Annotated in this window: 22 protein-coding genes and 1 pseudogene; 11 read left to right on the top strand and 12 right to left on the bottom strand. The window is 74.1% G+C overall.

Going from position 1 to position 24,366, the window contains the following annotated elements; all coding sequences use genetic code 11:
• Window positions 1-177 precede the first annotated feature (177 nt).
• Window positions 178-390, bottom strand: a complete 213-nt coding sequence (locus OG994_RS23965) for a hypothetical protein (RefSeq protein ID WP_120328184.1) — start codon at window positions 388-390, stop codon at window positions 178-180.
• 137 nt (window positions 391-527) lie between these two features.
• Here OG994_RS23965 and OG994_RS23960 point away from each other — a divergent pair, with 137 nt between their 5' ends.
• Entirely contained in the window at window positions 528-911 is a 384-nt protein-coding gene (locus OG994_RS23960; protein ID WP_120328183.1) for a phage holin family protein, read from the top strand.
• 160 nt (window positions 912-1,071) lie between these two features.
• Complete coding sequence (gene fbaA, locus OG994_RS23955; RefSeq protein ID WP_120328182.1) at window positions 1,072-2,097, top strand: class II fructose-bisphosphate aldolase; 1,026 nt, start codon at window positions 1,072-1,074, stop codon at window positions 2,095-2,097.
• Window positions 2,098-2,198: 101 nt separating this feature from the next.
• Here the strand turns inward: fbaA and OG994_RS23950 are convergent, their stop codons facing one another.
• Window positions 2,199-3,398: an LOG family protein gene (locus OG994_RS23950; RefSeq protein WP_328851050.1), complete on the bottom strand. Its 1,200-nt coding sequence runs from the start codon at window positions 3,396-3,398 to the stop codon at window positions 2,199-2,201.
• 251 nt (window positions 3,399-3,649) lie between these two features.
• On the opposite strand from OG994_RS23950, the gene OG994_RS23945 reads away from it, so the two are divergent.
• On the top strand, window positions 3,650-4,078 hold the full coding sequence (locus OG994_RS23945; protein WP_120328180.1) for a DUF3151 domain-containing protein: 429 nt from the start codon (window positions 3,650-3,652) through the stop codon (window positions 4,076-4,078).
• Between the two features lie 106 nt (window positions 4,079-4,184).
• Here OG994_RS23945 and OG994_RS31615 read toward each other — a convergent pair.
• A pseudogene (locus OG994_RS31615) lies at window positions 4,185-5,141 on the bottom strand (MinD/ParA family ATP-binding protein); the annotation flags it as partial.
• A 1,219-nt stretch (window positions 5,142-6,360) separates the two neighbouring features.
• Between OG994_RS31615 and OG994_RS23935 the strand changes: the two are divergent.
• A complete protein-coding gene (locus OG994_RS23935; RefSeq protein WP_328851047.1) occupies window positions 6,361-6,996 on the top strand; it encodes a hypothetical protein in 636 nt (211 codons plus the stop codon).
• A 237-nt stretch (window positions 6,997-7,233) separates the two neighbouring features.
• Here the strand turns inward: OG994_RS23935 and OG994_RS23930 are convergent, their stop codons facing one another.
• Window positions 7,234-8,319 carry a diacylglycerol kinase family protein gene (locus OG994_RS23930; protein ID WP_328851046.1) on the bottom strand — a complete coding sequence of 362 codons (1,086 nt, stop codon included), beginning with the start codon at window positions 8,317-8,319 and terminating at the stop codon, window positions 7,234-7,236.
• A 125-nt stretch (window positions 8,320-8,444) separates the two neighbouring features.
• Between OG994_RS23930 and OG994_RS23925 the strand changes: the two genes are divergently transcribed.
• From OG994_RS23925 to purD, 3 genes are all read left to right on the top strand, one after another.
• Window positions 8,445-9,734, top strand: coding sequence for an adenylosuccinate synthase (locus OG994_RS23925; RefSeq protein WP_328851045.1), 1,290 nt, complete (start codon window positions 8,445-8,447; stop codon window positions 9,732-9,734).
• A gap of 200 nt (window positions 9,735-9,934) precedes the next feature.
• Window positions 9,935-10,873 carry a type IV toxin-antitoxin system AbiEi family antitoxin domain-containing protein gene (locus tag OG994_RS23920; RefSeq protein ID WP_328851044.1) on the top strand — a complete coding sequence of 313 codons (939 nt, stop codon included), beginning with the start codon at window positions 9,935-9,937 and terminating at the stop codon, window positions 10,871-10,873.
• A 149-nt stretch (window positions 10,874-11,022) separates the two neighbouring features.
• Window positions 11,023-12,273 carry a phosphoribosylamine--glycine ligase gene (purD, locus tag OG994_RS23915; protein ID WP_328851043.1) on the top strand — a complete coding sequence of 417 codons (1,251 nt, stop codon included), beginning with the start codon at window positions 11,023-11,025 and terminating at the stop codon, window positions 12,271-12,273.
• Between the two features lie 73 nt (window positions 12,274-12,346).
• Here the strand turns inward: purD and OG994_RS23910 are convergent, their stop codons facing one another.
• From OG994_RS23910 to OG994_RS23900, 3 genes are all read right to left on the bottom strand, one after another.
• Complete coding sequence (locus tag OG994_RS23910; RefSeq protein ID WP_328851042.1) at window positions 12,347-13,909, bottom strand: AMP-binding protein; 1,563 nt, start codon at window positions 13,907-13,909, stop codon at window positions 12,347-12,349.
• Window positions 13,910-14,108: 199 nt separating this feature from the next.
• Window positions 14,109-15,323 (bottom strand): acyl-CoA dehydrogenase family protein, encoded by a 1,215-nt coding sequence (locus tag OG994_RS23905; protein WP_120328171.1) that lies wholly within the window; start codon window positions 15,321-15,323, stop codon window positions 14,109-14,111.
• Window position 15,324: 1 nt separating this feature from the next.
• On the bottom strand, window positions 15,325-15,777 hold the full coding sequence (locus OG994_RS23900; protein WP_120328170.1) for an SCP2 sterol-binding domain-containing protein: 453 nt from the start codon (window positions 15,775-15,777) through the stop codon (window positions 15,325-15,327).
• A gap of 75 nt (window positions 15,778-15,852) precedes the next feature.
• Here OG994_RS23900 and OG994_RS23895 point away from each other — a divergent pair, with 75 nt between their 5' ends.
• A complete protein-coding gene (locus tag OG994_RS23895) occupies window positions 15,853-16,491 on the top strand; it encodes a TetR/AcrR family transcriptional regulator (RefSeq protein ID WP_120328169.1) in 639 nt (212 codons plus the stop codon).
• Between the two features lie 12 nt (window positions 16,492-16,503).
• Here the strand turns inward: OG994_RS23895 and OG994_RS23890 are convergent, their stop codons facing one another.
• Window positions 16,504-17,148 (bottom strand): DedA family protein, encoded by a 645-nt coding sequence (locus tag OG994_RS23890; protein ID WP_328853779.1) that lies wholly within the window; start codon window positions 17,146-17,148, stop codon window positions 16,504-16,506.
• A 167-nt stretch (window positions 17,149-17,315) separates the two neighbouring features.
• Between OG994_RS23890 and OG994_RS23885 the strand changes: the two genes are divergently transcribed.
• Window positions 17,316-18,542 (top strand): sensor histidine kinase, encoded by a 1,227-nt coding sequence (locus OG994_RS23885; RefSeq protein WP_328851041.1) that lies wholly within the window; start codon window positions 17,316-17,318, stop codon window positions 18,540-18,542.
• Window positions 18,539-19,180: a response regulator transcription factor gene (locus OG994_RS23880; protein ID WP_328851040.1), complete on the top strand. Its 642-nt coding sequence runs from the start codon at window positions 18,539-18,541 to the stop codon at window positions 19,178-19,180. The genes OG994_RS23885 and OG994_RS23880 overlap by 4 nt, the downstream gene beginning before the upstream one ends.
• A gap of 33 nt (window positions 19,181-19,213) precedes the next feature.
• Here OG994_RS23880 and OG994_RS23875 read toward each other — a convergent pair whose 3' ends face one another.
• The 3 genes from OG994_RS23875 to OG994_RS23865 are packed head-to-tail and all read right to left on the bottom strand — an operon-like array spanning window position 19,214 to window position 22,128.
• A complete protein-coding gene (locus tag OG994_RS23875) occupies window positions 19,214-19,834 on the bottom strand; it encodes a DedA family protein (protein ID WP_328851039.1) in 621 nt (206 codons plus the stop codon).
• A 54-nt stretch (window positions 19,835-19,888) separates the two neighbouring features.
• Window positions 19,889-20,770 (bottom strand): MaoC/PaaZ C-terminal domain-containing protein, encoded by an 882-nt coding sequence (locus tag OG994_RS23870; RefSeq protein WP_328851038.1) that lies wholly within the window; start codon window positions 20,768-20,770, stop codon window positions 19,889-19,891.
• Window positions 20,770-22,128, bottom strand: a complete 1,359-nt coding sequence (locus OG994_RS23865) for a 3-oxoacyl-ACP reductase (RefSeq protein ID WP_328851037.1) — start codon at window positions 22,126-22,128, stop codon at window positions 20,770-20,772. Before OG994_RS23865 ends, OG994_RS23870 begins: the two co-directional genes overlap by 1 nt.
• Window positions 22,129-22,182: 54 nt before the next feature.
• Between OG994_RS23865 and OG994_RS23860 the strand changes: the two genes are divergently transcribed.
• Window positions 22,183-23,475 (top strand): acetyl-CoA C-acetyltransferase, encoded by a 1,293-nt coding sequence (locus OG994_RS23860; protein ID WP_120328164.1) that lies wholly within the window; start codon window positions 22,183-22,185, stop codon window positions 23,473-23,475.
• Between the two features lie 124 nt (window positions 23,476-23,599).
• On the opposite strand, the gene OG994_RS23855 is transcribed toward OG994_RS23860, so the two are convergent.
• Window positions 23,600-24,340 carry an SDR family NAD(P)-dependent oxidoreductase gene (locus OG994_RS23855; protein WP_120328163.1) on the bottom strand — a complete coding sequence of 247 codons (741 nt, stop codon included), beginning with the start codon at window positions 24,338-24,340 and terminating at the stop codon, window positions 23,600-23,602.
• Window positions 24,341-24,366: the final 26 nt, after the last annotated feature.

Genomic DNA, 24,366 nt, shown 5'->3' with positions numbered 1-24,366 from the left:
ATGATCGGGTGGGCCAGCGGATCTTAAGGAACCATTAAGGTTCCTCGCTGTCCCGACCCCACGATCGGCGTCGCACAGTGACCGAACGGTTGACCGGGCCGCGGCCGGGTGAGCGGCCAGCCGGATCTCCGACGGGCCCCGCCCTCCCGGCCGCCGCCGCTCTCCGCTACGGACGCGTCAGCGGTAGTCGTCCTCGTCGCCGACGACCACCCGCGCCTGCTCCATCGCGTCCCAGTCGTCGACCTCCAGACCGCGGTGCGGCTCGGGCTCGGCGTCGCCCGGGTCGACGGCGACGGCCTGCTCGAACGCGTCGGCCGGCTCCGCTTCCAGGTCGCGCTCCTCGGGGCTGAGGTGGTCGCTGGGCGCGAAGTCCTCGTCGGGCTGACCCATCGTCCCTCCCTGGATCTCGGCGGACGGTCACCACACACCACCGTACGGGCTGCACCCGTTCCCCGCTCGCCCGGGCGGCGAAGCCGAGTCGACGGAATCGGCCCACCGCCGGATCACACCGATGCCAGGATGGAGCGGTGGGCTTCCTGATCCGACTGGCGATCACCGCGGTGGCGCTGTGGATCACCACGCTGATCGTGCCCGGGGTCGACGTCGGCGGGCGGTCCGGGGCCAACACCGTGCTGACGCTGATCGTCGTGGCGCTGATCTTCGGCATCGTGAACGCGGTCCTCAAGCCGGTGATCAGGGTGATCGGCTGCGTCTTCTACCTGCTGACCCTTGGCCTGTTCGCCCTGGTCGTCAACGCGCTGCTGTTCCTGCTGACCGACCGGATCGCCCGCGCGCTCGACCTGCCGTTCTCCATCGACGGTTTCTGGGCCGCGTTCTGGGGCGCCATCGTGATGGCCGTGGTGACCTGGCTGATCAGCATCGCGGTCCCGGACCGCCTGGAGGGGCGGTGACCGGCGGCTTCCCCGGGTCACCGGCGGTGGACGTGCACCGGGTCGGTTGCGTCCGGTCAGTCGTACTGCGGGATACTTCCGGCGGAGGACAGCGCGGTCCGGCGCACCCATGGACAACAGCGGCCACCCGGCCGAGAGCGGTTAGTTAGGAGCGTTCGACATGCCCATCGCTTCCCCCGAGGCCTACGCGGAGATGCTGGACCGCGCCAAGGCGGGCCGGTTCGCGTACCCCGCGATCAACGTGACCTCCTCCCAGACGCTGAACGCGGCGCTGAAGGGGTTCGCCGACGCGGAGAGCGACGGCATCATCCAGGTCTCGACCGGTGGCGCCGAGTACCTCTCCGGTCCCTCGGTGAAGGACATGGTGACCGGCGCGGTGGCGTTCGCCCACTACGCCCGCGAGGTCGCGAAGAACTACCCGGTCAACATCGCCCTGCACACGGACCACTGCCCGAAGGAGAAGCTGGACAAGTTCGTCCGGCCGCTCATGGGCATCTCGCAGGAGCGCGTCAAGCGTGGCGAGGAGCCGCTGTTCCAGTCGCACATGTGGGACGGCTCGGCGGTCCCGGTGGCGGAGAACCTGGAGATCGCCGAGCAGCTCCTCACCGAGGCCGCCAAGGGCAAGATCGTCCTTGAGATCGAGGTCGGCGTGGTCGGCGGCGAGGAGGACGGCGTCGAGAACGCGATCAACGAGAAGCTCTACACCACCGTCGAGGACGGCCTCGCCATGGTCGACGCGCTCGGCCTGGGCGAGAAGGGCCGCTACATGGCGGCGCTGACGTTCGGCAACGTGCACGGCGTCTACAAGCCGGGCAACGTGAAGCTGCGCCCGCAGGTGCTGCACGACATCCAGGTGGCGGTCGGCGCCAAGTACGGCAAGGAGAAGCCGCTCAGCCTGGTCTTCCACGGCGGCTCCGGCTCGCTGCTCTCCGAGATCCGCGAGGCGCTCGACTACGGCGTCGTGAAGATGAACATCGACACCGACACCCAGTACTGCTTCACCCGCCCGGTCGCGGACCACATGTTCCGCAACTACGACGGTGTGCTGAAGGTGGACGGCGAGGTCGGCAACAAGAAGATGTACGACCCGCGGGTCTGGGGCAAGGCCGCCGAGGCCGGCATGGCCGCCCGGGTCGTCGAGGCCTGCGAGGCCCTGCGCTCGACCGGCACCACCATGAACAAGTAGGACGCGTACCACGACGGCCGGCTCCCGCGCGGGAGCCGGCCGTCGGCGTTCCCGGGCTCTCTACCGGGCCTGGCCGGCGGTGATCCGGCTGCGACCCGGGCCTACGCCCCGGTCAGCAGGCGGACGGCCTCGCGGACGTCGTCGGTGAGATGGATCGTCGACGACAGGTCCCCGAACGGGGAGGCCGCCAGCAGCGGCCGCAGCAGCGACTCCACCGGCAGCTCGGTGGTCCAGTAGGTGCGGTCCAGGAAGACGTACGCGCCGCTGGCCCCGTCGGTGCCGTAGAAGGTCTTGGTGGCCGCCTGGAACACCTCCTGCACCGTGCCGGCCCGTCCCGGGGCGAACACGATCCCGCCCCGCGCGAGCCGGAGGATGGTGTCCTCCCGGATCGCGTTGGAGAAGTACTTGGCGATCCGGCCGGCGAAGAGGTTCGCCGGCTCGTGCCCGTAGAGCCAGGTGGGGATGGCGAGCCCACCGGCCCGCGCCCAGGCCACGTCCGCGCCGCGCTGCCGGGGCACGGGAGGCGGCGCGTAGCGCTCGCGCACCCGCAGGGCGGCGGCCGTGTACCGGTCGTGGTCGGTGAAGTCGGGCGCCGTCGCGAGCAGGTCGATCGCCTCGGTCAGTTCCTCCGCCGGGCGGTCCGCGAGGTACGCGCCGAGGTTGGCGGCCTCCATCACCCCCGGCCCGCCGCCGGTGACCACCAGCCGGTCGGCGCGGGCCAGCTCCCAGCCGAGCACGGCGGCCATGCGGTACGCCACGCTCCCGCGCGGCACCGCGTGCCCGCCCATGACGCCGACGACCGACTGCGGCCCGTACGCGGCCAGCCAGGCGCGGGTCGCGTCGGCGAGCGCGTTGTCCACGCCGTGGTCGTGCAGCCGCTGCCCGAGCGCCTCCCGGACGTCCGGCAGCGCGCCGCCGTGCGCCCGGAAGTGCGCGTACACGCGGGTGTCGTACATCCCCTCGAAACCGGCCTCGGCGAAGCCGGCGGCCAGGTCCTCCGGTGTGTACAGGTGGCTCGGCTGGGTCGGGTACGGCAGCCCGGAGAACGGCGGCACCACGTTCGCGCCGCGCCGGACCAGGTCGGCACCGACCTCCCGGGACGCGAACCGGCAGCCGACGAAGAGCGTTCCGGCCACCGTGACGTCGCCGAGGTCCGGCACCGGGTGCAGGTCGAGGCGGAGCCCCTGCACGGTCAGGCCGGTGAGGTCACCGGTGGCCAGCCGCCGGTCGAACTCGTCGCGGGTCTCGATCTCGTCGGTGTGGCGGGGGGCGATGACGTCCGCGGGTGGTGGAGTGGGCACCCGGCCATCCTGCCTCCGCCGCGCCACCGGCTGCCGCGGGGGCGGCCTGTGGCGAACGAGACAGGAGCCCGGCGGCTGCGCCACCGGGCTCCTGCGTAACCGGGTCCTGGGGAGGCTCCGGACCATTAGTTGTAATGGAAAACATCTCACGTGTGCATAGGCCGCAGGCGTGACCAACTCCTCAGCCGTTCAGTCAGCGAGCTCGGCCGACCCTCTCGCGCGTGGGCCGGGAAAGCGGGTTGAATGGGGCGATGCAGAACCTCCTGCCGGAGCCACCGGCCACCCTTCTCCCCGCACACGACGAGGCACACGGCGCCCTGGCCGCCGCCGAGGAACAGGGCGGCGACGAGGCGTACGCCGAGGTGGCGGCGCGGTATCCGACGTACAGCGCGGCGTGGGCGGCGTTGGCGGCCCGGGCGCTGGCGGCGGGTCAGGCCGTCCCGGCGTACGCGTACGCCCGCACCGGCTACCACCGCGGGCTGGACCAGCTGCGCCGCAGCGGCTGGAAGGGCCACGGGCCGGTGCCCTGGTCGCACAAGCCGAACCGGGGCTTCCTCCGCTGCCTCTACCTGCTGTCCCGCGCCGCCGACGAGATCGGCGAGGCGGACGAGGCGGCGCGCTGCGCCCAGTTCCTCCGCGACTGCGACCCCGCCGCCGCCGACGCCCTGGCGAGCAACTAACCCCCGCTCTTTTCCCCGCGATCTTGCAGTTTCGGCCCCTGATTCGGGGCTTTTGCCCGTAATGCTGGGGCGAGAACTGCAAGATCGCGGGGCGGGGTGTGGCGCGCTACAGGCCCTCGGCCACGGCGGCGGCGATCTTCAGCCAGGCGTCGCGGGTGGCGGTGGAGAGCGCCCCGTACCGGATGGGCTCGCCGCTGTCGATGAGCCGCTCGTACGGCGCCAGCAGCACCGCCCGCGTACGGGCCGCGAAGTGCCGCTGGATCGCCGGCAGGTTGATGTCCTTCCGGGACGGTGGCATCGAGACCACGGTGACCGCCTGCCGCACCAACCGCTGCCGGCCGCTCTGTTCGAGGTGGTCGAGCATCCGGGCGGCCGTCTCCGCCGAGTCGTTGCGCGCCGACATGGTGACCACGAGCTGGTCGGTGGCGTCCATCGCGGCCTGCCAGTTCTGCGCCCGGACGTTGTTCCCGGTGTCCACGAAGATCAGCTTGTAGAAGCGGCTGACCACCTCGCGGAGTTCGGCGAAGGCGGCCGCGGTGAGCATCTCGCCGCCGGTCGCCGACTCGTCCGAGGCGAGCACGTCGAACATCCCCTCACCCTGCGACCGGACGTACTGCGACAGGTCACCGACCCGCCCGTGCGCGCCCTGGAACTGGCCGAGGTCGCGCAGCAGGTCCCGCACCGTACGGGAGTGGAAGTCCTGCTGCGCCCGCATGCCGAGGGTGCCCTGGGTCTCGTTGTTGTCCCAGGCGAGCACGTAACCGCCGCGCTTCTGCCCGAAGGTCATGGCGAGCAGCAGGATGGCCACCGTCTTGCCGGCGCCGCCCTTCGGGTTGACCACGGTCACCTGCCGTAGCCCGCCGAAGTTGCGGCGGACCATCTCGATGTCGCGCCGCAGTTCCTGCTCGTGCCGTCCGGGCGGCAACCGGAGCCCGAGCTTGTTGGCCACGGCCCGTACGCCCATCGTGGCCACCGGCTCGGCCGGGCGCGCCTGCCGGCGCCGGGCGAAGTCCTCGGCCGTCGGCGATTCCCCGGGCTCCGGCACGCCTGCGGCGGGCGGGTAGCCGGTCGGGGGCGGGTAGCCGGAGGCCGTGGGGTAGCCGGGGCCTGCGGTGGGGGCCGTCTGCGGCTGGTACGGCTGTCCCGCTCCCGCGGCGGCGGCCCGCTGCCAGGCCGGCGGTGTCCAGCCGGGCGGGAAGGGGCCCGGCGGCGGAAGCGCCGGAACGTCGGCGGGCGGCACCGGCCCGGCCAGCTGTGGTGCCGGGTGTCCGGGCTGAGTCGTGGGCGCCGTTGCTGCCTGCGAAGGGGGTGGAACCAGATGCGGCGGCGGCACGTCCGGCGGAACGTGCGCGGCTGGCTGGGCTTGCGAGATCAGCTGGGCCTGCGTGGCCGGTTGGAGGTGTGCGGTCGGGAGCGGCGGTGTGGCCTCGGCGTGCGCGGCCAGCGGTACCTGGGTGCTCGGGTGGGCTTGCGCGAGCGGGTGCGGCGGTCCGGGGTGGCCCTGTTCGACGAGGTGCGGTTGCGCTCCCGGAGGGGTGGCCGGCACTGCGGGCGCCCCGGGGAGATGCGGCCAGGGCGGGCCGTCGGCGGTTCCGGGTGCTCCGGGCGGGGTGGGAACGCCGGGCGACAGGGGCGGTCCCGTGAGGCCGGACGAAACGCCGGGCCCTGTGAGGGGCGGCGACACGGCGGGACCGCCCGACGCCTCGTGACCGGTCGTGCCGGGTGCGCCCGTCGTACCGGTCATGTCGGTCGTCCCGGTCGCGTCGGCGTGCGGGGCGTCAGTCGCGTCCGCGCTGCCGGTCGGCGTCGCGGCGGTCGTACCGGAATCGGCGCTGGTCCGCTGCGGCGGGTACGCCCACGGGGACTCGCCCGCCCGCACCGCTGTGGCGGACGCGGCAGGTGTGGAGGTCACCCCGTTCGCACCAGCGGCGGATGTCGCCGGTGACGCGGTGGCATCCGCCCCGACCTCGGCGGACGCGGTCGCTGACGGGGCCGCGGACTCGGCCGACGGTGGCCCGGCGGGTCGAGGTGCGGTCTCGCTCCTGGTCGCGTCGGTGACCCTCACCTCCTGATCCACACCGACCGGTCCGCCCGGTGACTGGTCCGGACCCGATCCGGTTGCGGCCTGGCCCGGCGTCGCGGCCACCTGAGGCGGCGCGGCGGGCATCTGAGCTGACGTCGCGGGCGTCTGAGGTGGCGTGGCGGGCTCGGGGCTGGTTGGCGCGGGGGTGGTTGGGTTCATCGCGGCCGGGTCGGTGGACGTCGGTGCCGTCCCATCAGGGATGGCCGGTGAGGTCGGCTCGTCGGAGGCGGCGGGTGTAGTCGGCCCGTCGGGGGTGGCCGGTGAGGTCGGCCCGTCGGGGGTGGCCGGTGAGGTCGGCCCGTCGGGGGTGGCCGGTGAGGTCGGCCCGTCGGGGGTGGCCGGTGTGGTCGGCCCAGTCGAGGTCGCGGATGCGGCCGGTCCTTCGGGGCTGGCCGGCGCGGTGTTCGCCCCGGCCGGCTCCGCCGTGCTGTCCGGGGCGGTCGGCGTGGAGGCCACTGCCGTCCCGGCTGGTTGGCTGGGCATCGGCGTAGCCGGTGCCGGCGTTGGCGGCGGCGTCGGTGTCGGTGTCGGTGTCGGCTGGACGGTGGGCGGCGCGGGCGGCTGGTCCAGCATGAACGGCAGGTCGAGGTCGACCCGGGCCGAGGCCGGAGGGCCGGCGTCGACGCCCGGGCCGGTCGGCGCGGTGCCCTCCCCGGGCACCGGCGCGGGCTCGCCGGTCGCCGCGATGTTCTCCCCGGGCGCGCCGGTCGCCGCGACCTGTGGGTGGGTCGCGGGCGGCTGCCACCCGGATTGGGAGGGGGGTGCCCAGGCGGCGGCAGCCGGTGACGGTGCCCAGCCGTTCGGCGGCGGCAGCTCACCCGTCAACGAGGGGTAGTCGGCCGTACTCGCCGGCCGCGCGGACGGGGCGGTCGCGGTGGCCCAGGGCGGGGCCGTCCCGGCGTCGTCCGGATCGGAGGGCCAGAGTGGTTCGATGTCCCGCTCCGGCACCGACTGCTGCCCGGGTACGCGGACCCGGTCGGCGTTCTCGTCCACCACGGTTCCTCCCCATTCCTCCTGCCGAGGATAGGCCCACCGGGCGGTGGTGGCCGGGCGACGAACCGGACGGGAGGTGTCAGACGGCCCAGACCGCCCAGGCACCCGGCTCGGTCCACCAGGACCGCTTCCGGCTCAGCTCGCCCTCGACGCCGTCGTCGAGGAACGGCACCTTCTCGTCCCGGGGCAGGACGGACACGGCCCGGCCGCGGGCCCGGCGGACCTCGAGGCGTACCCGTTTGCGGCCGAAGGTGGACCGGGCCACCACCGGGACGGCCACCGCGACCTCGACCACGCCGTCGGTCGGGTCCGGCCGCCCCAGCAGGGCCACGTCGTCGAGCGTGGCGTACCCGCCGGCGTTGCCGACCGCGCAGGCCAGCAGGGGTTCGTCGCCGTGGGAGAGGACCGTGTCGTCCACCTCGACGCGGCCGCGCCAGTGCAGCGGCCGGCCGGCGTCGTCGGCGGCGCCGAGCAGTGCGCCGTCCAGCGTCACCGAGCCGCCGTCGTTGCGGAGCAGGTCGAGCCGGCGGGGCGTGCCGTCGAGCACGGCGTCGGCCACCGCCGCCGGATCGCGGGGCAACCCGAGCTGCGCGGCCAGGTCGCGGTGCCCGGTGCTCCGGGCGGGGTCGAGCGGCAGTACGGCAACCGGGGGCAGGTCGGGCACGGTGCGGTTGGCTGCGAGGTCGTCCGGGCGGCGGCTGGGCGGTGGCGCGTACCGCCGGACCAGCCGGCGCAGCACGGCGCGCAACTGTGCGTCGCTGGCCGTGGCCACCACGAGCCGGGTCTTGGAGTCCGGGTCCGGCCAGGTGAGGCCGTCCGGGCGGGGCGGGCCGTCGAGCCGGGCCAGGACCTCGTCGATCTCCGCGTCGGAGCGGGCGGTGACGGTCTCCACCCGGGCGCCCCGGGCGGTCAGCGCGTCCGCGCAGGCCAGCACCGGCACGCGGGGGGTCTCACAGCGCTCCGGCCGCGCGTCGGCCGCCGCGCTCTGACCCGCGGCCGTGCCATCGTCGGTCGCGCCCTGACCCGCGGCCGTGCCATCGTCGGTCGCGCCCTGGCCCGCGGTCGCGCCGTCACCGGTCGCGCCGCCACAGCAGGCCCCACCGCTGCCGCAGCCGCCCGGAGCGTCCCGCTCCGAGCCGAGGGCGAGCAGCACCACGTCGTACACGGGAAGGAGCCTCCTGCCTCTCGACGCGACCCCTGCCGGTCGCGTCGTCACCTCTTGTTAGCCTGACACCCCGGGCTCGCCAACCGGTCGCCACCTGGCACCCGAGCCTTCTGGAGGCGGAGAAGATGCCAGCGATCGTGCTCATCGGCGCTCAGTGGGGCGACGAGGGCAAGGGCAAGGTTACCGACCTGCTCGGTGAGCGGGTCGACTACGTGGTGCGCTACTCCGGCGGCAACAACGCCGGCCACACGGTGATCACGCCGGACGGCCAGAAGTACGCGCTGCACCTCATGCCGTCGGGCGCACTCTCCCCGAACGCGAAGATCGTCATCGGCAACGGCGTGGTGGTCGATCCGAAGGTGCTGCTCACCGAGATCGACGGCCTCGCGGAGCGAGGCGTGGACGTCTCGCGGCTGCGGATCTCCGGCGACGCGCATCTGATCATGCCGCACCACCGGGCGCTGGACCGGGTGGTCGAGCGGTACCTGGGCTCGTCGCGGATCGGCACGACCGGCCGGGGCATCGGCCCGGCGTACGGCGACAAGGTCGCCCGGATGGGCATCCGCCTCCAGGACCTGCTGGACCCGGGCATCCTGCACAAGAAGCTCGAACTCGCGCTGCGCGAGAAGAACCAGATCCTGTTCAAGGTCTACAACCGCAAGGCGATCGACGTCGAGTCGACCGTCGAGGAGTACCTGGGGTACGCCGAGCGGCTCAAGCCGTACATCACGGAGACCCGCGGCCTGCTGTGGGACGCGCTGGACCGCGGCGACACGGTCCTGCTGGAGGGCGCGCAGGCCACCATGCTCGACATGGACCACGGCACCTACCCCTTCGTGACCTCGTCGAACCCGACGGCCGGCGGGGCGTGCGTGGGCGCCGGCATCCCGCCCACCGCCATCACGAAGGTGATCGCGGTGAGCAAGGCGTACACGACGCGGGTCGGGTCCGGGCCGTTCCCCACCGAGCTCTTCGACGACAACGGCGCGCACCTGCGCAAGATCGGCCACGAGTACGGCACGACGACCGGCCGGGAGCGCCGCTGCGGCTGGTTCGACGCGGTCGTGGCCCGCTACGCCTGCCGCCTCAACGGGGTCACCGACCTGGTGGTCACCAAGCTGGACGTGCTCACCGGCCTGCCGAAGGTGCCGATCTGCGTGGGGTACGAGATCAATGGCGAGCGGGTCGAGGACATGCCGATGACCCAGACCGACTTCCACCACGCCACTCCCGTCTACGAGGAGCTGGACGGCTGGTGGGAGGACATCACGAAGGCGCGGAGCGTCGAGGAGCTGCCCGAGAACGCGCGCCGCTACATCGCCCGGATCGAGGAGCTCTGCCGTACGCGGGTGAGCGTGATCGGCGTAGGCCCCGGCCGCGACGAAAACGTGGTGCAGCACCCCCTCCTCCCCTAACCCCGCACCCACCGGTGGCCCCCGAGCGGGGTTCGGGGGTTCGCTCCGGTGATCATGAAGTTATTGCCCTCCGCGACGGCGTGTCGTGGCAATAACTTCATGGTCAACACCAGCGGCGGCGGGAGCGTTATCCACAGGGTCGCCTCGGGTTATCCACAGGGGGTGTAGGAGGGCTGTGCCGGCCGGGAGAGTGGGTCGGCATGGACAGTTTCACCCTCGTACGACGGATCGCCGCCGCGCGGGACGGGATCGTGACGCTCGCCCAGGCACGTGCGGCCGGTCTCACGGTGCATGAGGTGCAGAGGTTGTGCCGCTCCGGCCGCTGGCGTTCGCTTGCCCGCGGCAGCTACCTGGTCGACGCCGACCTTCGCGAGGACGTGTCGAGGCGTGCGCGGATCAGGGCGGCGGTCGCGTCGTTCGGGCCCGCCGCGGTCGCCGTTCTCCAGACCTCAGCCGAACTGCATGGGATCGCCGGGCTTCCCGCAAGCGGGCAGATCCACGTCTCGGTGCCCGGCCCGCTCGCGAGACCGGCCCGGGCCGCCCATCCTGACGTGGTCGTCCATCAGTTGACCATCCCACCGGAGCAGATCGTCGTCGTGCACGGCATCGCCACCGCCGGCCCGCTGCGGACGGTCGCCGATCTCGTCCTACGGGAGGAGCGGTACCCGGCGGTCTGTGTGCTCGACTCGACGCTGAACCGCGGGCTCATCCGCCAAGAGGAGCTACTCGCGGTGCCGCGCCTGATCAGGGGACGGCGGGGAGCGGTGGCCGCCCGCGGCTACCTCACGGAGGCGGACGGCCGGGCGCAGTCGCCGTTGGAGACGCGTACCCGATTGCGGTGCGTCGACGGCAAGGTGCCGCCCGACACGCTCCAGCTGGAGGTACGTGACCACGACGGTTACCTGCTCGGCATCGGTGACCTTGGCTGGCGCGGACCGAAGGTCATCGCCGAGGCCGACGGGCGGGAGGCGCACGACACTCCGTCCGCGGCCTTCGCCGACCGCCGTCGGCAGAACCGCCTGGTCAACGCCGGCTGGACCGTCCTCCGGTTCACCTGGGCCGACACCCTGCGGCCCGACTACATCCCCTGGACCGTGCGCCAGGCCATCGCCGCGAGCCGGTCCATCCGTCGATCATGAAGTTATTGCCCTCCGCGTCGGCGTGTCGCGGCAATAACTTCATGATCACCGGGGAGGGCCGGGGAGAGCCCGGAGGGGCGCGGGGGCCGGGCGGGGCCGGGCGCGGGCGGGGCCGGGCGCCGGGTCGGTGGGTGCGTAGGATCCTGGTCGTGCGCGTTCTTTTGGTGGGTGGTGGCGGGCGGGAGCACGCGCTCGCGTTGGGGCTCGCGGCTGATCCGGCCGTCACGCAGGTGATCGCGGCGCCGGGCAATCCGGGCATCGCGGCGGTCGCCGACCTGCGCGCCGTGGACGCCAACGACCCGGCCGCGGTGGCCGCGCTCGCGGTGGAGACCGGCGTCGACCTCGTGGTGATCGGCCCGGAGGCGCCCCTGGTCGCCGGGGTCGCCGACGCCGTACGCGCGAAGGGCATCGCCGTGTTCGGCCCGTCGGCCGCGGCGGCCCGGCTGGAGGGCTCCAAGGCGTTCGCCAAGGACGTGATGACGGCCGCCGGGGTGCCGACCGCCCGCGCGTTCACCTGCGCCGACCCGGAGAGCGTCGGCCGGGCGCTGGACGAGTTCGGCCCGCCGTACGTGGTCAAGAACGACGGGCTCGCCGCCGGCAAGGGTGTCGTGGTGACCGATGACCGGGCCCGCGCCGAGGAGCACGCGCGCGAGTGCGGCCGGGTGGTGGTCGAGGAGTACCTGGACGGCCCCGAGGTGTCGCTCTTCGTGGTCACCGACGGCGAGGCCGCCGTGCCGCTGCTGCCGGCGCAGGACTTCAAGCGGATCGGCGACGGCGACACCGGCCCGAACACCGGCGGCATGGGGGCGTACGCCCCGCTGCCGTGGGCCCCGCCCGGCCTGGTCGACGAGGTCATGCGGGAGGTGGTCCACCCGACCCTCGCCGAGCTGCGTCGCCGGGGCGCGCCGTTCGCCGGCCTGCTCTACGTGGGGCTCGCGATCACGGCGAGCGGTCCCCGCGTGATCGAGTTCAACGCCCGCTTCGGTGACCCGGAGACGCAGGTCGTCCTGGCGCTGCTGGAGACGCCGCTCGGCGGCCTGCTGCACGCGGCGGCGACGGGCACGCTGGCCGGGCACCCGCCGCTGCGGTGGCGCGACGGCGCCGCGGTGACCGTCGTGGTCGCGTCCGAGGGCTACCCGGGCACGCCCCGCACCGGCGACGTGATCACCGGGGCGGACCGACCCGGCATCATCCACGCCGGCACCGCCCGGCGGGCCGACGACGGCGCGTTGCTCTCCGCGGGAGGCCGGGTCCTCTGCGGTACGGCCACCGGCCCCGACCTGGCCGCGGCCCGGGACGCCGCGTACGAGCTGGTCCGGGGCATCGGACTGCCCGGTTCCCAGCACCGCACCGACATCGCCGCGGCCGCTGTCGAGGGGCGGATCCGGATTCCCGGCTGAGCCCGGGCAACCCCCGCACCGCCGGCCTCCACTTGAGCCGGGCCGATCCCCGGGCGTACCACGCGGCGACGCGTCAGGCGTAGTAGCGGCGCAGTTCCCGGGTCAGCACCTTGCCGGTGGCGTTGCGCGGCAGGTACTTCACGAACACCACGTCGCGGGGTACGGAGAAGCGGGCGAGGTAGTGCCGGACGTACTCGCGGACGGCGTCGGGGTCGAGCGTCTCGCCGGGGTGCAGGGCGAGGAAGGCGGCGAGTCGTTGGCCGTACTCCTCGTCCGGCACCCCGATGACCGCGACCTCGCGTACCTGCGGCAGTTGGGCGAGCAGGTTCTCCACCTCGGACGGGAAGACGTTCTCGCCGCCGGAGACGATCATGTCGTCCGCCCGGCCGTCGACGAAGAGCAGGCCGTCGGCGGTGAGCCGGCCGAGGTCGCCGGTGTCGAGGAGCCCGTCGCGGCTCTCCCGGGCGCCGCCGGAGGTGTAGCCCTCGAAGAGCATCTCGTTGCCCACGAAGATGCGGCCGACCTGGCCGTCCGGCACGGGCTGGCCGGTGGCGTCGAGGATCCGTACCCGGGTGCCGTGCGGTGGACGGCCGGCGGTGGTCGGCGCCGCGCGCAGCTCGGCCGGGCCGGCGATGGAGGCCCACGAGACCTCTGTCGATCCGTACAGGTTGTAGAGGACGTCGCCGTAGACGTCCATGAAGCGGGTGGCCAGCCCGCCGGGCAGCGCCGATCCGCTGACCGCCACGACCTTGAGCGCGGGCCGCGGGTCCGGCGGCGGCACCTCCATGAGCCGCTGCACCATCACCGGTACGGCGAAGAGCGCGTCGCACCGGTGGGTCACGAGCGCGGCCAGCGTGGCGGCCGGGTCGAAGCGGCGGTGCAGCACGATGGTGGCCCGCAGCGCGAAGCAGACCTGCAGGGCGGCGAATCCCCAGGTGTGGAAGATCGGCGCGGCGATCATCACGCGGTCCCGGGTGTGCAGCGGGATCCGGTCGATGATGGACACCAGTGGCCCGAAACCGTTCGGCGTGGGACGGCGGGCGCCCTTCGGCGCGCCGGTGGTGCCCGAGGTCAGCACGATGATGCGTCCGTCGCGCTCGGGCGGGTGCAGGTCGCCCGGCAGCGCTCCGGCCACCAGTTCCTCCCGGGCGCGCTCGTCGACCCGGGGCAGTTCGGCCGGCAGGGCGACGACGCGTTCGGCGAACTCGTCGTCGTGGACCAGCACCCGCAGCCGCTGCTCCTCGGTGACGGTGGCGAGCTGCGCGGCGGACAGCCCGGTGTTGACCAGCACCGCGTCGACGCCCAGCACGGTCGCCGCGACGATCGTCTCGATGAGGCCGTGGTGGTTGCGGCAGAGGACGCCGATCCGGTCGCCGGTCTGCACGCCGAACCCGGCCCGCAGCGACCGGGCCATCCGCTCGGCGCGGTCCAGCAGTTCCCGGTAGGTCAGTTCGGTGCCGTGCTCGTCGACGACGGCGGTGCGGTCGGGGTCGCGGGCGGCCGCCTGGCGCAGCTCGCCGGCGAGGCTCCAGCCCCAGCGGCGCAGGGCGTTGAGCTGCGACGCGACCCGGATGGGTCGGCCCGGGGTGAGCAGACCGCGCCGGGTCAGCGTGGTGACGACGAAGGGCAGGTCCATGCCGCAGACCTCCTGGGGTGGTTGCCGGACGGGCGGGTGAGGGCCGCTCGTCCGTTGTCTTCCCTGATCATGCCCTGGATGCCACGTCCGCCCCGTTCGGCGGCGCTGCGACGTGACGAGGACGGCACGGTGGGAGACCGGCGGGGCGACGTCGGCCCGGAGAGTCGCGCCGGGTCGACGTCGCCGGCTCTGCCGTCCGTCAGCGGATCTGCATCCCGGAGATCGCGCGCGAGATGACCAGGCGCTGGATCTCGGACGTGCCCTCGAAGATGGTGTAGATCTTCGCGTCGCGGTACCAGCGCTCGACCGGGTGGTCGCGCAGGAACCCGGCACCGCCGAGCAGCTGCACGGCCTTCTCGGTGACCGAGACGGCCACCTCGCCGGCCTTCAGCTTGGACATCGAGCCCTCGCCGGCCGCGAACGGCCGGTTGTTGCGGCCCATCCAGGAGGCGCGCCACACGAGCAGCCGGGCCGCGTCGATCTCCATCTTCATGTCGGCCAGCGCGAACGCGACGGCCTGGTTCTCGATGATGGGGCGTCCGAACTGGACCCGCTCCTTCGCGTAGTCCAGCGCGTACTCGTAGGCGGCGCGCGCCACGCCGAGCGCCTGCGCCCCGACGGTCGGCCGGGACAGTTCGAAGGTGCGCATGGCCGCCTGCCCGGAGGCGCGCTGCCCGGAGCGGGCGCGGGCCAGCCGCTCGTCGAGGGCCTCCTTGCCCCCGAGGAGGCACCGCCCCGGCACCCGTACGTCGTCGAGGAAGACGTCGGCGGTGTGCGAGGCGCGCAGGCCCAGCTTGCGCAGCTTGCGGGTCGCGGTGAGCCCCGGTGTCCCGGGCGGTACGACGAACGCGGCCTGCCCGCGCGAGCCCAGCTCCGGGTCGACCGAGGCGGTGACCACGTGCACGGCGGCGATCCCGCCGTTGGTGGCGTACGCCTTCTGGCCGTTGAGCACCCACTCGTCGGTGGCCTCGTCGTAGACGGCCCGGGTGCGCATGGCGCCGACGTCGGAGCCGGCCTCCGGTTCGGTGGTGCAGAACGCGGCCACGGCCGGCTCGTCGATCGAACCGAAGCACTGGGGCACCCACTCGACGAGCTGGTCGGGCTCACCGGCGCCGTAGATGGCGGCCACCGCGAGCGAGGTGCCGAAGATGCTGAGGCCGATGCCCGCGTCGCCCCAGAAGAGCTCCTCGTTGGCGATCGGCAGCGAGAGTCCGGTGGGGTCGGCCCAGCAGGTGGCGAGGAACTCGAAGCCGTAGAGGCCGACCTTCGCCGCCTCCTGGATGAGCGGCCAGGGAGTCTCCTCCCGGGCGTCCCACTCGGCCGCGGCCGGGCGCACGACGTCGGCGGCGAAGCCGTGCACCCAGTCGCGGAGATCCCGCTGTTCCTCGGACAGGTCGAGCGAGAACTCGGGCATGTCAGGCCTTGGGGATGTCGAACAGGTTGGCGATGTTGGCGGCGAGGCCCAGGTCGCCCTTGGCCTTCAGCTTGCCGGTCATGAACATCATGACGGGGTTCGCCCCACCGGACACGATCTTGAGGAACTCGACCGGGCCCATGGTGAGGGTCAGCTTCGGGTCGCGCTGCGGCGTCTCCGAGACGGTGCAGGTGCCGTTCTCGACGACCACCTCGTAGGTGTCGCTGCCGCCGTCGGGCCGGCCCGTGATCGTCCAGTGGATGACGGCGTTGGTGGAGCCGGCGCGGTCGGCCCGGAACAGCGACGGCATCCGGCCGAAGACCTCGCTGAGGACCTTGCCGCGGAGGTCGCCGGACATCACCTCGGCGATCTTGTCGTCCGGGGTGGACTTGACCAGCTGAGCGAACTCCTTGGGGCTCACGTTGGCGAAGTTGGCCGGGTCGAAGTCAGTCATCAGGGGAACACCTTCCGGGCGCGCCAATTTGGTTACTCTGGCGTAACCTTACGCACGAGTAGGTATGCTCGCAAGGTGTCCAGCGGATCCACCTTCAAGCGCCTGCCCCGGGCAGTACGCGAACAGCAGATGCTCGACGCGGCCGTGCGGGTCTTCTCCCGGCGGGGCTACCACGCGGCCAGCATGGACGAGATCGCCGAGGACGCGGGCATCTCCAAGCCGATGGTCTACGCGTACCTGGGCACCAAGGAGGAACTCTTCGTCGCCTGCCTGCACCGGGAGGGCACCCGGATGATGCAGGCCATCGCGGCCGCCGCGGCCCCCGAGCTGCCGGCCGACGAGCGGCTCTGGCGGGGGCTGCGCGCGTTCTTCGGGTTCGTGGGGGCGCACCGCGACGGCTGGGCGGTGCTCTACCGGCAGGCCCGGGGCGAGCAGCCGTTCGCCGGTGAGCTCGCCACCATGCGGGCCCGGCTCGTCGAGGTGGTCGCCGGCATGCTCGACCACGCGTTGCGCGCCGAGGGGCGCGAGGTCGCCGGCACCGAGCTGGAGGTGGTGGCGTACGCCCTGGTCGGCGCCAGCGAGTCGCTGGCCGACTGGCTCGCCGACCACCCGGAGGCGGACCCGGAGCGGACCGCCACCCGGATGATGAACGTCGCGTGGCTCGGCGCCGGCCAACTGCTGCGCGGCGTGACCTGGCAACCGCCGCAGCGGTGAGCAGGGGCACCGTCAACGCCCGCCGGCGCTGTCGGCCGTGACCGGCGCGGGCGGGCGTCGCCGCGCGCGGGCGTGCCGGAGCGCGCGTACCCCCTCGACCACGACGGTCACCGTCAGCGCGAGGCCCAGCCCGAGCAGCAGGCCCCGCAGCGGGTCCTGTTCGAAGGCGAGCCCGCCCAGGTAGCCGACGAGCGCGGAGTAGAGCCCCCACGAGGCGGCCGCGAGCGCGTCGAAGGCCAGGAAGCGGCGGCGCGGGTAGGCGACGGCACCCATGGTGAGGGTGACGGCCGTCCGGCCGCCGGGGATGTAGCGGGCGACGGTGAGGATCAGGCCGCCCCGGACCGCGATGCCGCGCCGGGCCCACTCGACCCCGGCGCGCCGCCGTCCGCCGGCCGGGAGCCGGTCGAGCAGCCGCGCGCCACCGCCGCGTCCCAGGGCGTACGACACGTGGTCGCCGATCAGCGCACCCGCCGCGGCGACCACGATCACGGCCGGCAGGTACGGCGCGCCCGAGGCGGCGAACACGCCGGCGGTGATGACGGCGGTCTCGCTGGGCACCACCGGAAAGAACCCGTCGACCACCGCGATCGCGAAGATCGCCAGGTAGACCCAGGGTGAGGACATGGTCTGGTGCAGCAGGTCGAGCAGATCCATGATCCCGATGCTTCCGGCGGCGACCGCCGTCGCCATCGGCCGTCGGTCAGCCCGGGGGCACCACTTAAGTAGATCCTGCCCCGGAGCGGGGGTCGGGGACGTCCCCCACGTGACCCGGGTCCGCGGGCTCGACCCTGTGCGTGCCGCCGGGCAGATCCTAGGCTCGACCCGTGGCCTCCAGCGCCGTCGTGCTCCGGCGGGTCGTCGACCGGTACGCGCCACCCGTGCTCGCCGTGGTCGTGGCCCTCGCCGTCCAGGCGTCCGGCACGGGCGCGATCGGGGTCCGTACGCCGCTGCCCGTCGGCCTGGTGCTCGTCCTCGCCCTGGCGTCGGGCGGGGCGGCCTGGGTGGTCCGGTCCCGCCGGTGGCCGTTGTTCGTCGCCGCGGCCGTCGGGTGGCTGCTGCTGGCCGCGTGGCCGGCCGGCGTGGTCGCCTCGTACCAGGCCGGCCTGCGGCTGCGGGACCGGCGCCGGCTGGCCGCGTACCTCGCCGGCGCGGCGCTCGTCATGGCGGCCGGGGTGCTGGTCGGGCTGGCCGCCGGAGGCCCACGGCGGATCACCACCGCCACGCCGGCGAACGCGGCGGCCATGGCCGCGTGGCTGGTGCTCTTCCCGCTGCTCGCCGGGCTCCTGGTCCGGTCCCGCCGGGACGTGCTGGCGGCCCTGCGGGACCGGGCCGAACGGCTGGAGCGGGAGCAGGAGGAGCGGGCGGAGCGGGTGCGCGCCGAGGAGCGGGCGCGGATCGCCCGGGAGATGCACGACGTGGTCGCGCACCGGGTGTCGCTCATGGTGGTGCAGGCCGGCGCGCTGGAGGTCACCGCCACCGACCCGGCCGCCGTCGAGACGGCCGCCCTCATCCGGTCCACCGGCCGGCAGGCCCTCACCGACCTGCGGGAGGTGCTGGGAGTGCTGCGGCAGAGGACGCCGGTCGCCGTCCGGGAATCCGAGGGCGACCCGCTCGCCGAGGTGAACGAGCTGGTGGGCGAGTCGCGGGCGGCCGGGCTTCCGGTGACGTGGTGGACCGAGGGCGCACCGCGTCCGCTGCCGGCGACCGTCGCGCGTACCGTCCCGCGTGTGGTGCGGGAGGCGTTGACCAACGTACGCAAGCACGCGCCGCGGGCCGAGACCACCGTCCGCCTGCGGTACGTGCCGGACGGCGTGGAGGTGGCGGTGCGGAACGGGCCCCCGGCGGCCGGTGCGGACCTGCCGGGAGCGGGGGCGGACCCGAGCGGGACCGGGCCGGACCTGGCCGCGGCGGGACCGGGACTGCCCGGCGCCGGGCTGGGCCTGCTCGGCCTGCGTGAGCGGGTCGAGCTGCTCGGCGGCCGGTTGGAGGCGGGGCCGGTGGACGGCGGCTTCGAGGTCCGGGCGTTGATCCCCGTGGCGGACCCGGCATGATCCGCGTCCTGGTCGTCGACGACGAGCAGCTGGTGCGCTCCGGCCTGCGGATGATCCTGGAGGCGGCGCCGGACATCACGGTGGTCGGCGAGGCGGCCGACGGCGCGGAGGCGCTGGCCGAGGCGGAGCGGCTCCGACCCGACGTGGTGCTGCTCGACGTGCGGATGCCGGGGACCGACGGGTTGACGGCCGCGCCGAGGGTGGTGGCCGCCGGGCCGAAGGTCGTCATGCTGACCACGTTCGACCTCGACGAGTACGTGCACCATGCGCTGCGCGCCGGTGCCGTGGGCTTCCTGCTCAAGGACACCCCGCCCCGGGACCTGGCCGCCGCGGTGCGCACCGTGGCGGCCGGCAACGCGATGCTCGCTCCCACGGTGACCCGACGCCTCATCGACTCCTTCGCCGAGCGGGGGCCGGCCCGCCGCGAGGCGGCCCGCCGGCGGCTCGACCCGCTCACCGAGCGGGAACTGGCGATCGTGCGGGAGGTGGCGCGCGGGCACGCGAACGCGGAGATCGCCCGGCGGCTGACGATGAGCGAGGCCACCGTGAAGGCGCACGTGAGCCGGGCGCTGGCCAAGCTCGGGCTCACCAACCGCGTACAGGTGGCGATCCTCGTGCACGACGCCGACCTGCCGTGAGCGCCGCACCCGGCCGCCGTCCCGCCCGTCGGGTCACCGGCGGGCGGCGGCCCGGCGGTGGGCGCGGCGGCGCAGCGCGCGGAACCCCTCCAGGGCGAGCGTGACCCCGATCGACAGGCCCAGGCCCGCCACCACCCCCTTGATCGGGTCGCGCTCGAACGCCAGGCCGCCGAAGTAGCCGAGCAGCGCGCAGTAGAGCCCCCAGGTGACCGCCGCGACCGCGTCGAAGAGCAGGAACGAGCGGCGCGGGTACCGCACCGCTCCCATGGTGAGGGTGACCGCCGTGCGCCCGCCGGGGATGTACCGGGAGATGGTGAGGATGACCCCGCCCCGGCGGTCGATCGCCCGGCGCGCCCACTCCGACCCCGCCCGCCGGCGGCTCCGCTCCGGTAGCCGGGTCAGGCGCCGCGATCCGCCGCCACGCCCGATGGCGTACGAGATGTGGTCGCCGATCAACGCGCCGGCCGCCGCGGACGCGATCACGCCGACGATGTGGGGATGCCCGGCGGAGGCCGACAGCACGGCCGCCGTGATCACGGCCGCCTCGCTCGGCACGGCCGGGAAGAACGCGTCGACCGCGGTGACGGCCACGAGGATCAGGTACACCCACGGCGAGGTGACCGTCTCCCGTAGCAGGTCGAGCACGGCGTCCATGCCCTCATGCTCGGGGGCGAGTCGACCGTGGGGGCCGCTTCGGGGAAAGTCCGCTCAGCCCACCGAGCCGGTGAGGTGGGGGCGTCCGGAGCGGGCGCCGTGCAGCGTGAAGTCCCATCCCTCCTCGGTCGGGGTGGCGCCGAAGGCCACCGTCGTGGGCAGGGGCACCGGCAGCTTGAACGCCACCGACACGGTGAACGCGTCCGGCAGCCGGTTCTCCAGCGCGGCGAGGCAGCGTGCCTTGCTCCACATGCCGTGCGCGATCGGGCGCGGGAAGCCGAACAGCCGCGCCCCGAGGCGGGACGTGTGGATGGGATTGTGGTCGCCGGAGACCCGGGCGTACTCGGTGCCGATCCTCGGGGTCAGCCGCCAGGTGGCCGAGGCGGCCGTGGGCGGGGTCGCGGCCCGGTCGCGCCGCTCACCGCCGCCGCCGCGTCGCTCCCGGCTGAGGTACGTGGAGACGCCCCGCCAGACCTCCTCCCCGGCGACCGACCCGACGAGTACGACGTCGAGCTGCCGGCCGCGGTCGTGCGGCCGCAGGTTCTCGGCGTACGCCGCGAAGTCCAGCCGTTCGCCGGTGTGGACCGGCCGGCGCACGGTGATCCGGTTCGCGACGTGCACCACGCCGGTGACCGGCACCGGGAACTCCGGGGCGGTCATCAGCCGCAGCGCCAGCGGGAAGCCCATCACGTGCGGGTACGTGGCCGGCAGCCGGTCGGCGAGGCGGAACCCGCAGACCCGGTCGTAGTCGGCGAGGTGGTCGAGGTCGACCGGCACCCCGGTGACGACCAGCCGGACCGGGGGCGGTTCGGGCGCCCGACGCGCACCGGCGCCGGGGAGCGTGCCGAGCACCGCACGCCGGTAGAGCGCCCCGGCCGCCGGCATCCGGGGCAGTTCGACGGTGGTCCGGCCGTCGGCGGTGGCGTCCCCGCTCATCACGCCCCCAGCAGGCTCTGGCCGCAGACCCGGACCACGTTGCCGGTGAGTGCCGCGCTGGCCGGCCAGGCCAGCCAGCCGATCGTCTCGGCCACGTCCACCGGCAGGCCGCCCTGGGCCATGCTGTTCATCCGGCGTCCCGCCTCGCGGACCACCAGCGGGATCCGGGCGGTCAGCCGGGTCTCGATGAAGCCGGGGGCCACCGCGTTGAGGCTGATCCCGCGCTCGCGGAGCACCGGGGCGAGCGAGTCGACCAGCCCGATCACGCCCGCCTTGCTGGTGGCGTAGTTGGTCTGGCCGCGGTTGCCGGCGATCCCGGCGATCGAGGAGACCGAGACGAGCCGTCCGCCGGCCGGGATCAGCTCCCGCTCCAGCAGCACGTCGTTGATGCGCTCCTGGCTGGAGAGGTTGACGTCGATCACCTGGTCCCAGCGGTCGGCGTCCATCCGGCCGAGCGTCTTGTCCCGGGTGATGCCGGCGTTGTGCACCACCACGTCGACCCGGCCGTGCCGGCCGGCGAGGTGGTCGGCGAGCCGGGTCGGGGCGTCCGGCGCGGTCAGGTCGAGCTGGACGGCGGTGCCGCCGATCTCGTTCGCCACGGCGGCGAGCGCGTCACCGGCGGCCGGCACGTCCAGCGCGACCACCTGCGCGCCGTCGCGGGCGAGCACCCGGGCCAGCGCCGCGCCGATGCCCCGCGCCGCCCCGGTGACCAGCACGACCTGCCCGTCCAGCGGGCGGTCCCAGTCGGCCGGCGCGGTGGCCGGGCCCGTCCCGACCCGGATCACCTGACCGGAGACGTACGCCGAGCGCCCGGAGAGGAGGAACCGGAGGGTGGCGTCGAGGCTGGTGAGGGTGCCGGCGTCGCCGTCGCGCGTGACGTACACGAGTTGGGCGGTGACGCCCCGGCCGAACTCCTTGCCGATGCTGCGGGTCAGCCCCTCCAGGGCCCGCTGGGCGGTGGCCTCCCGGGGCGAGTCGCACTCGGCGGGCGGGGTGCCGAGCACGACGACCCGTCCGCTGGGCACCAGCGAGCGGGCGTGCGGGTGGAAGAAGTCGTAGAGCTGGCGCAGGCCGGTGGAGTCGGTGATGCCCGTCGCGTCGTACACCAGGGCGCCGAAACGCGCGGCTGCGGTGGTGGTGGCGGCCGGGTCGGCCAGCTCGACCCCCGCGGCGGTGAGGATCTTGCCGACCGGCTCGGCGAGCCGGCCGCCGGTGGCCGCGCCGACCAGGGCGGGGGCGGGGAGGAGCGGGTCGCCGGGCTGGTGGCGGCGCAGCCGTGGTGGGTCGGGAAGCCCGAGGCGCTTGACCAGCGCGCGGCCGGCCGCCGATTGGACGAAGCTCGCGTACCTGTCGGTCATAGGCGTAGCCTACTGGCGAGTAGGGTACGGGCAACACTCTCGAGGAGGCGGATCGTGCAGAGCATCCGGCGGGTGGCGGTCATCGGCGGCAACCGCATCCCCTTCGCCCGCTCCAACTCGCGCTACGCGAGCGCGTCGAACGCCGACATGCTCGGCGCGGCCCTCGACGGGCTCGTGGCGCGGTACGGGCTGGCCGGCCAGCGGCTCGGCGAGGTCGTCGCCGGGGCGGTGCTCAAGCACTCCCGCGACTTCAACCTCACCCGCGAGGTGGTGCTCGGCTCCCGGCTCGACCCGCGCACCCCCGCGTACGACGTGCAGCAGGCCTGCGGCACCGGCCTGGAGGCGGCGATCCTCGTCGCCAACAAGATCGCGCTCGGGCAGATCGACGTCGGCGTGGCCGGCGGGGTCGACACCACCTCCGACGCCCCGCTCGCCCTCAACGAGGACCTGCGCCGGACGCTGCTCAAGCTCAACAGCGCCCGGACCCTCGGCGAGCGGCTCAAGGTCGCGGCGAAGCTGCGCCCGCTCCAGCCGTTCAAGCCGGAGATCCCACGCAACGCGGAGCCGCGTACCGGCCTGTCCATGGGTGAGCACGCGGCCCGCACCGCCCTGCGCTGGAACATCGACCGGCGCTCCCAGGACGAGCTGGCGCTCCGCTCGCACCAGCGGCTGGCCGCCGCGTACGACCGGGGCTTCTTCGACGACCTCATGACGCCCTACCTCGGGCTGACCCGCGACCAGAACCTGCGCCCCGACACGAGCCTGGAGAAGCTGGGCGCGCTGAAGCCCGTCTTCGGCGCCACGGGCCCGGACGCCGGGCACGCGACGATGACGGCGGGCAACTCGTCGCCGCTCACCGACGGCGCGTCGACCGTCCTGCTCGCGTCGGAGGAGTGGGCCCGCGAGCACAGCCTGCCGGTGCTCGCGTGGTTCACCTGGTCGGAGACGGCCGCCGTGGACTTCGTGCACGGCGACGAGGGGCTGCTCATGGCCCCCGCGTACGCGGTGCCCCGGATGCTGGCCCGGGCCGGGCTGACGCTCCAGGACTTCGACTTCTACGAGATCCACGAGGCGTTCGCCTCGCAGGTGCTGGCGACCCTCGCCGCGTGGGAGTCGCCGGAGTTCTGCAAGGACCGCCTCGGCTTGGACGGCCCGCTCGGCGCGATCGACCGGGACAAGCTCAACGTCAACGGGTCCTCGCTGGCGGCCGGGCACCCGTTCGCGGCGACCGGCGGCCGGATCGTGGCGACCCTGGCCAAGCTGCTCGCGGAGAAGGGCGGCGGGCGTGGCCTGATCTCGATCTGCGCCGCCGGCGGCCAGGGCGTCACGGCCATCCTGGAGCGCTGAGCCGACCGCGCGCCGCGCTCGTCCCGGAGCGCGGCGCGCCCGGTGGGCCCCCGCTCGACGAACGGTCCGGCGCTGGGCCGGGCCGAGGCCGGTCCGGGGGCCGGGCCGGACGGTCCGGCGCCCGTCAGACCGTGCTGCCCCCGTCGATGGCGATCGACGCGCCGGTGATGTGCCGGCCGCCCTCGCCCACCAGGTGGCTGACCGTCGCCGCCACGTCCTCCGGCGTCCCGTACCGGCCGAGCGCGATGTGCGCCCGCTGCGCGTCGGCGTCGGCGCTGTCCGCCCGGTTCATGTCGGTGTCGGTGGAACCGGGGAGGATCACGTTGACGGTGATCCCGCGGGGGCCGAGCTCGCGGGCGAGGGCCCGGGTCAGGCCGTTGACGGCGCTCTTCGTCATGGCGTAGGCGCTCACCCCGGGTGCCGGGACGCGGCTGGCGAAGCTGCTGCCGACGTTCACGATCCGCCCGCCGCCCCGCATGTGCCGCACCGCCGCCTGGGTGGCCAGGAACACCCCCCGGACGTGCACGGCGATGGCCCGGTCCAGGTAGTCCAGGCCGATCTTCTCGATCGGCGCGGAGGCGAACACCCCGGCGTTGTTGACGAGGATGTCCAGCCGGCCCAGCTCGTCGGCGGCCCGGTCGACCGCGCCCACCAGTTCCGCCGCGTCGGCGCTGTCGGCCCGGATCGCGAGACCGCGGCGGCCGTACGACTCGACGTCGGCGACGACGGCCTTGGCGCTGTCCTCCGCCGCCCGATAGGTGAACGCGACGTGCGCGCCGTCCGCGGCCAGCCGTCGCACGATCGCGGCGCCGATGCCGCGGCTACCGCCGGTGACCAGGGCAACCTTGCCAGTGAGTCCGGACACTGTCTCCCATTTCCGTCAGTCGTCCC

Source organism: Micromonospora globbae, from assembly GCF_036184225.1.
GTDB classification, from domain to species: domain Bacteria; phylum Actinomycetota; class Actinomycetes; order Mycobacteriales; family Micromonosporaceae; genus Micromonospora; species Micromonospora globbae.
Note: the sequence above shows the minus strand (reverse complement) of the source record. Positions and strands in the feature narration are given on the sequence as shown.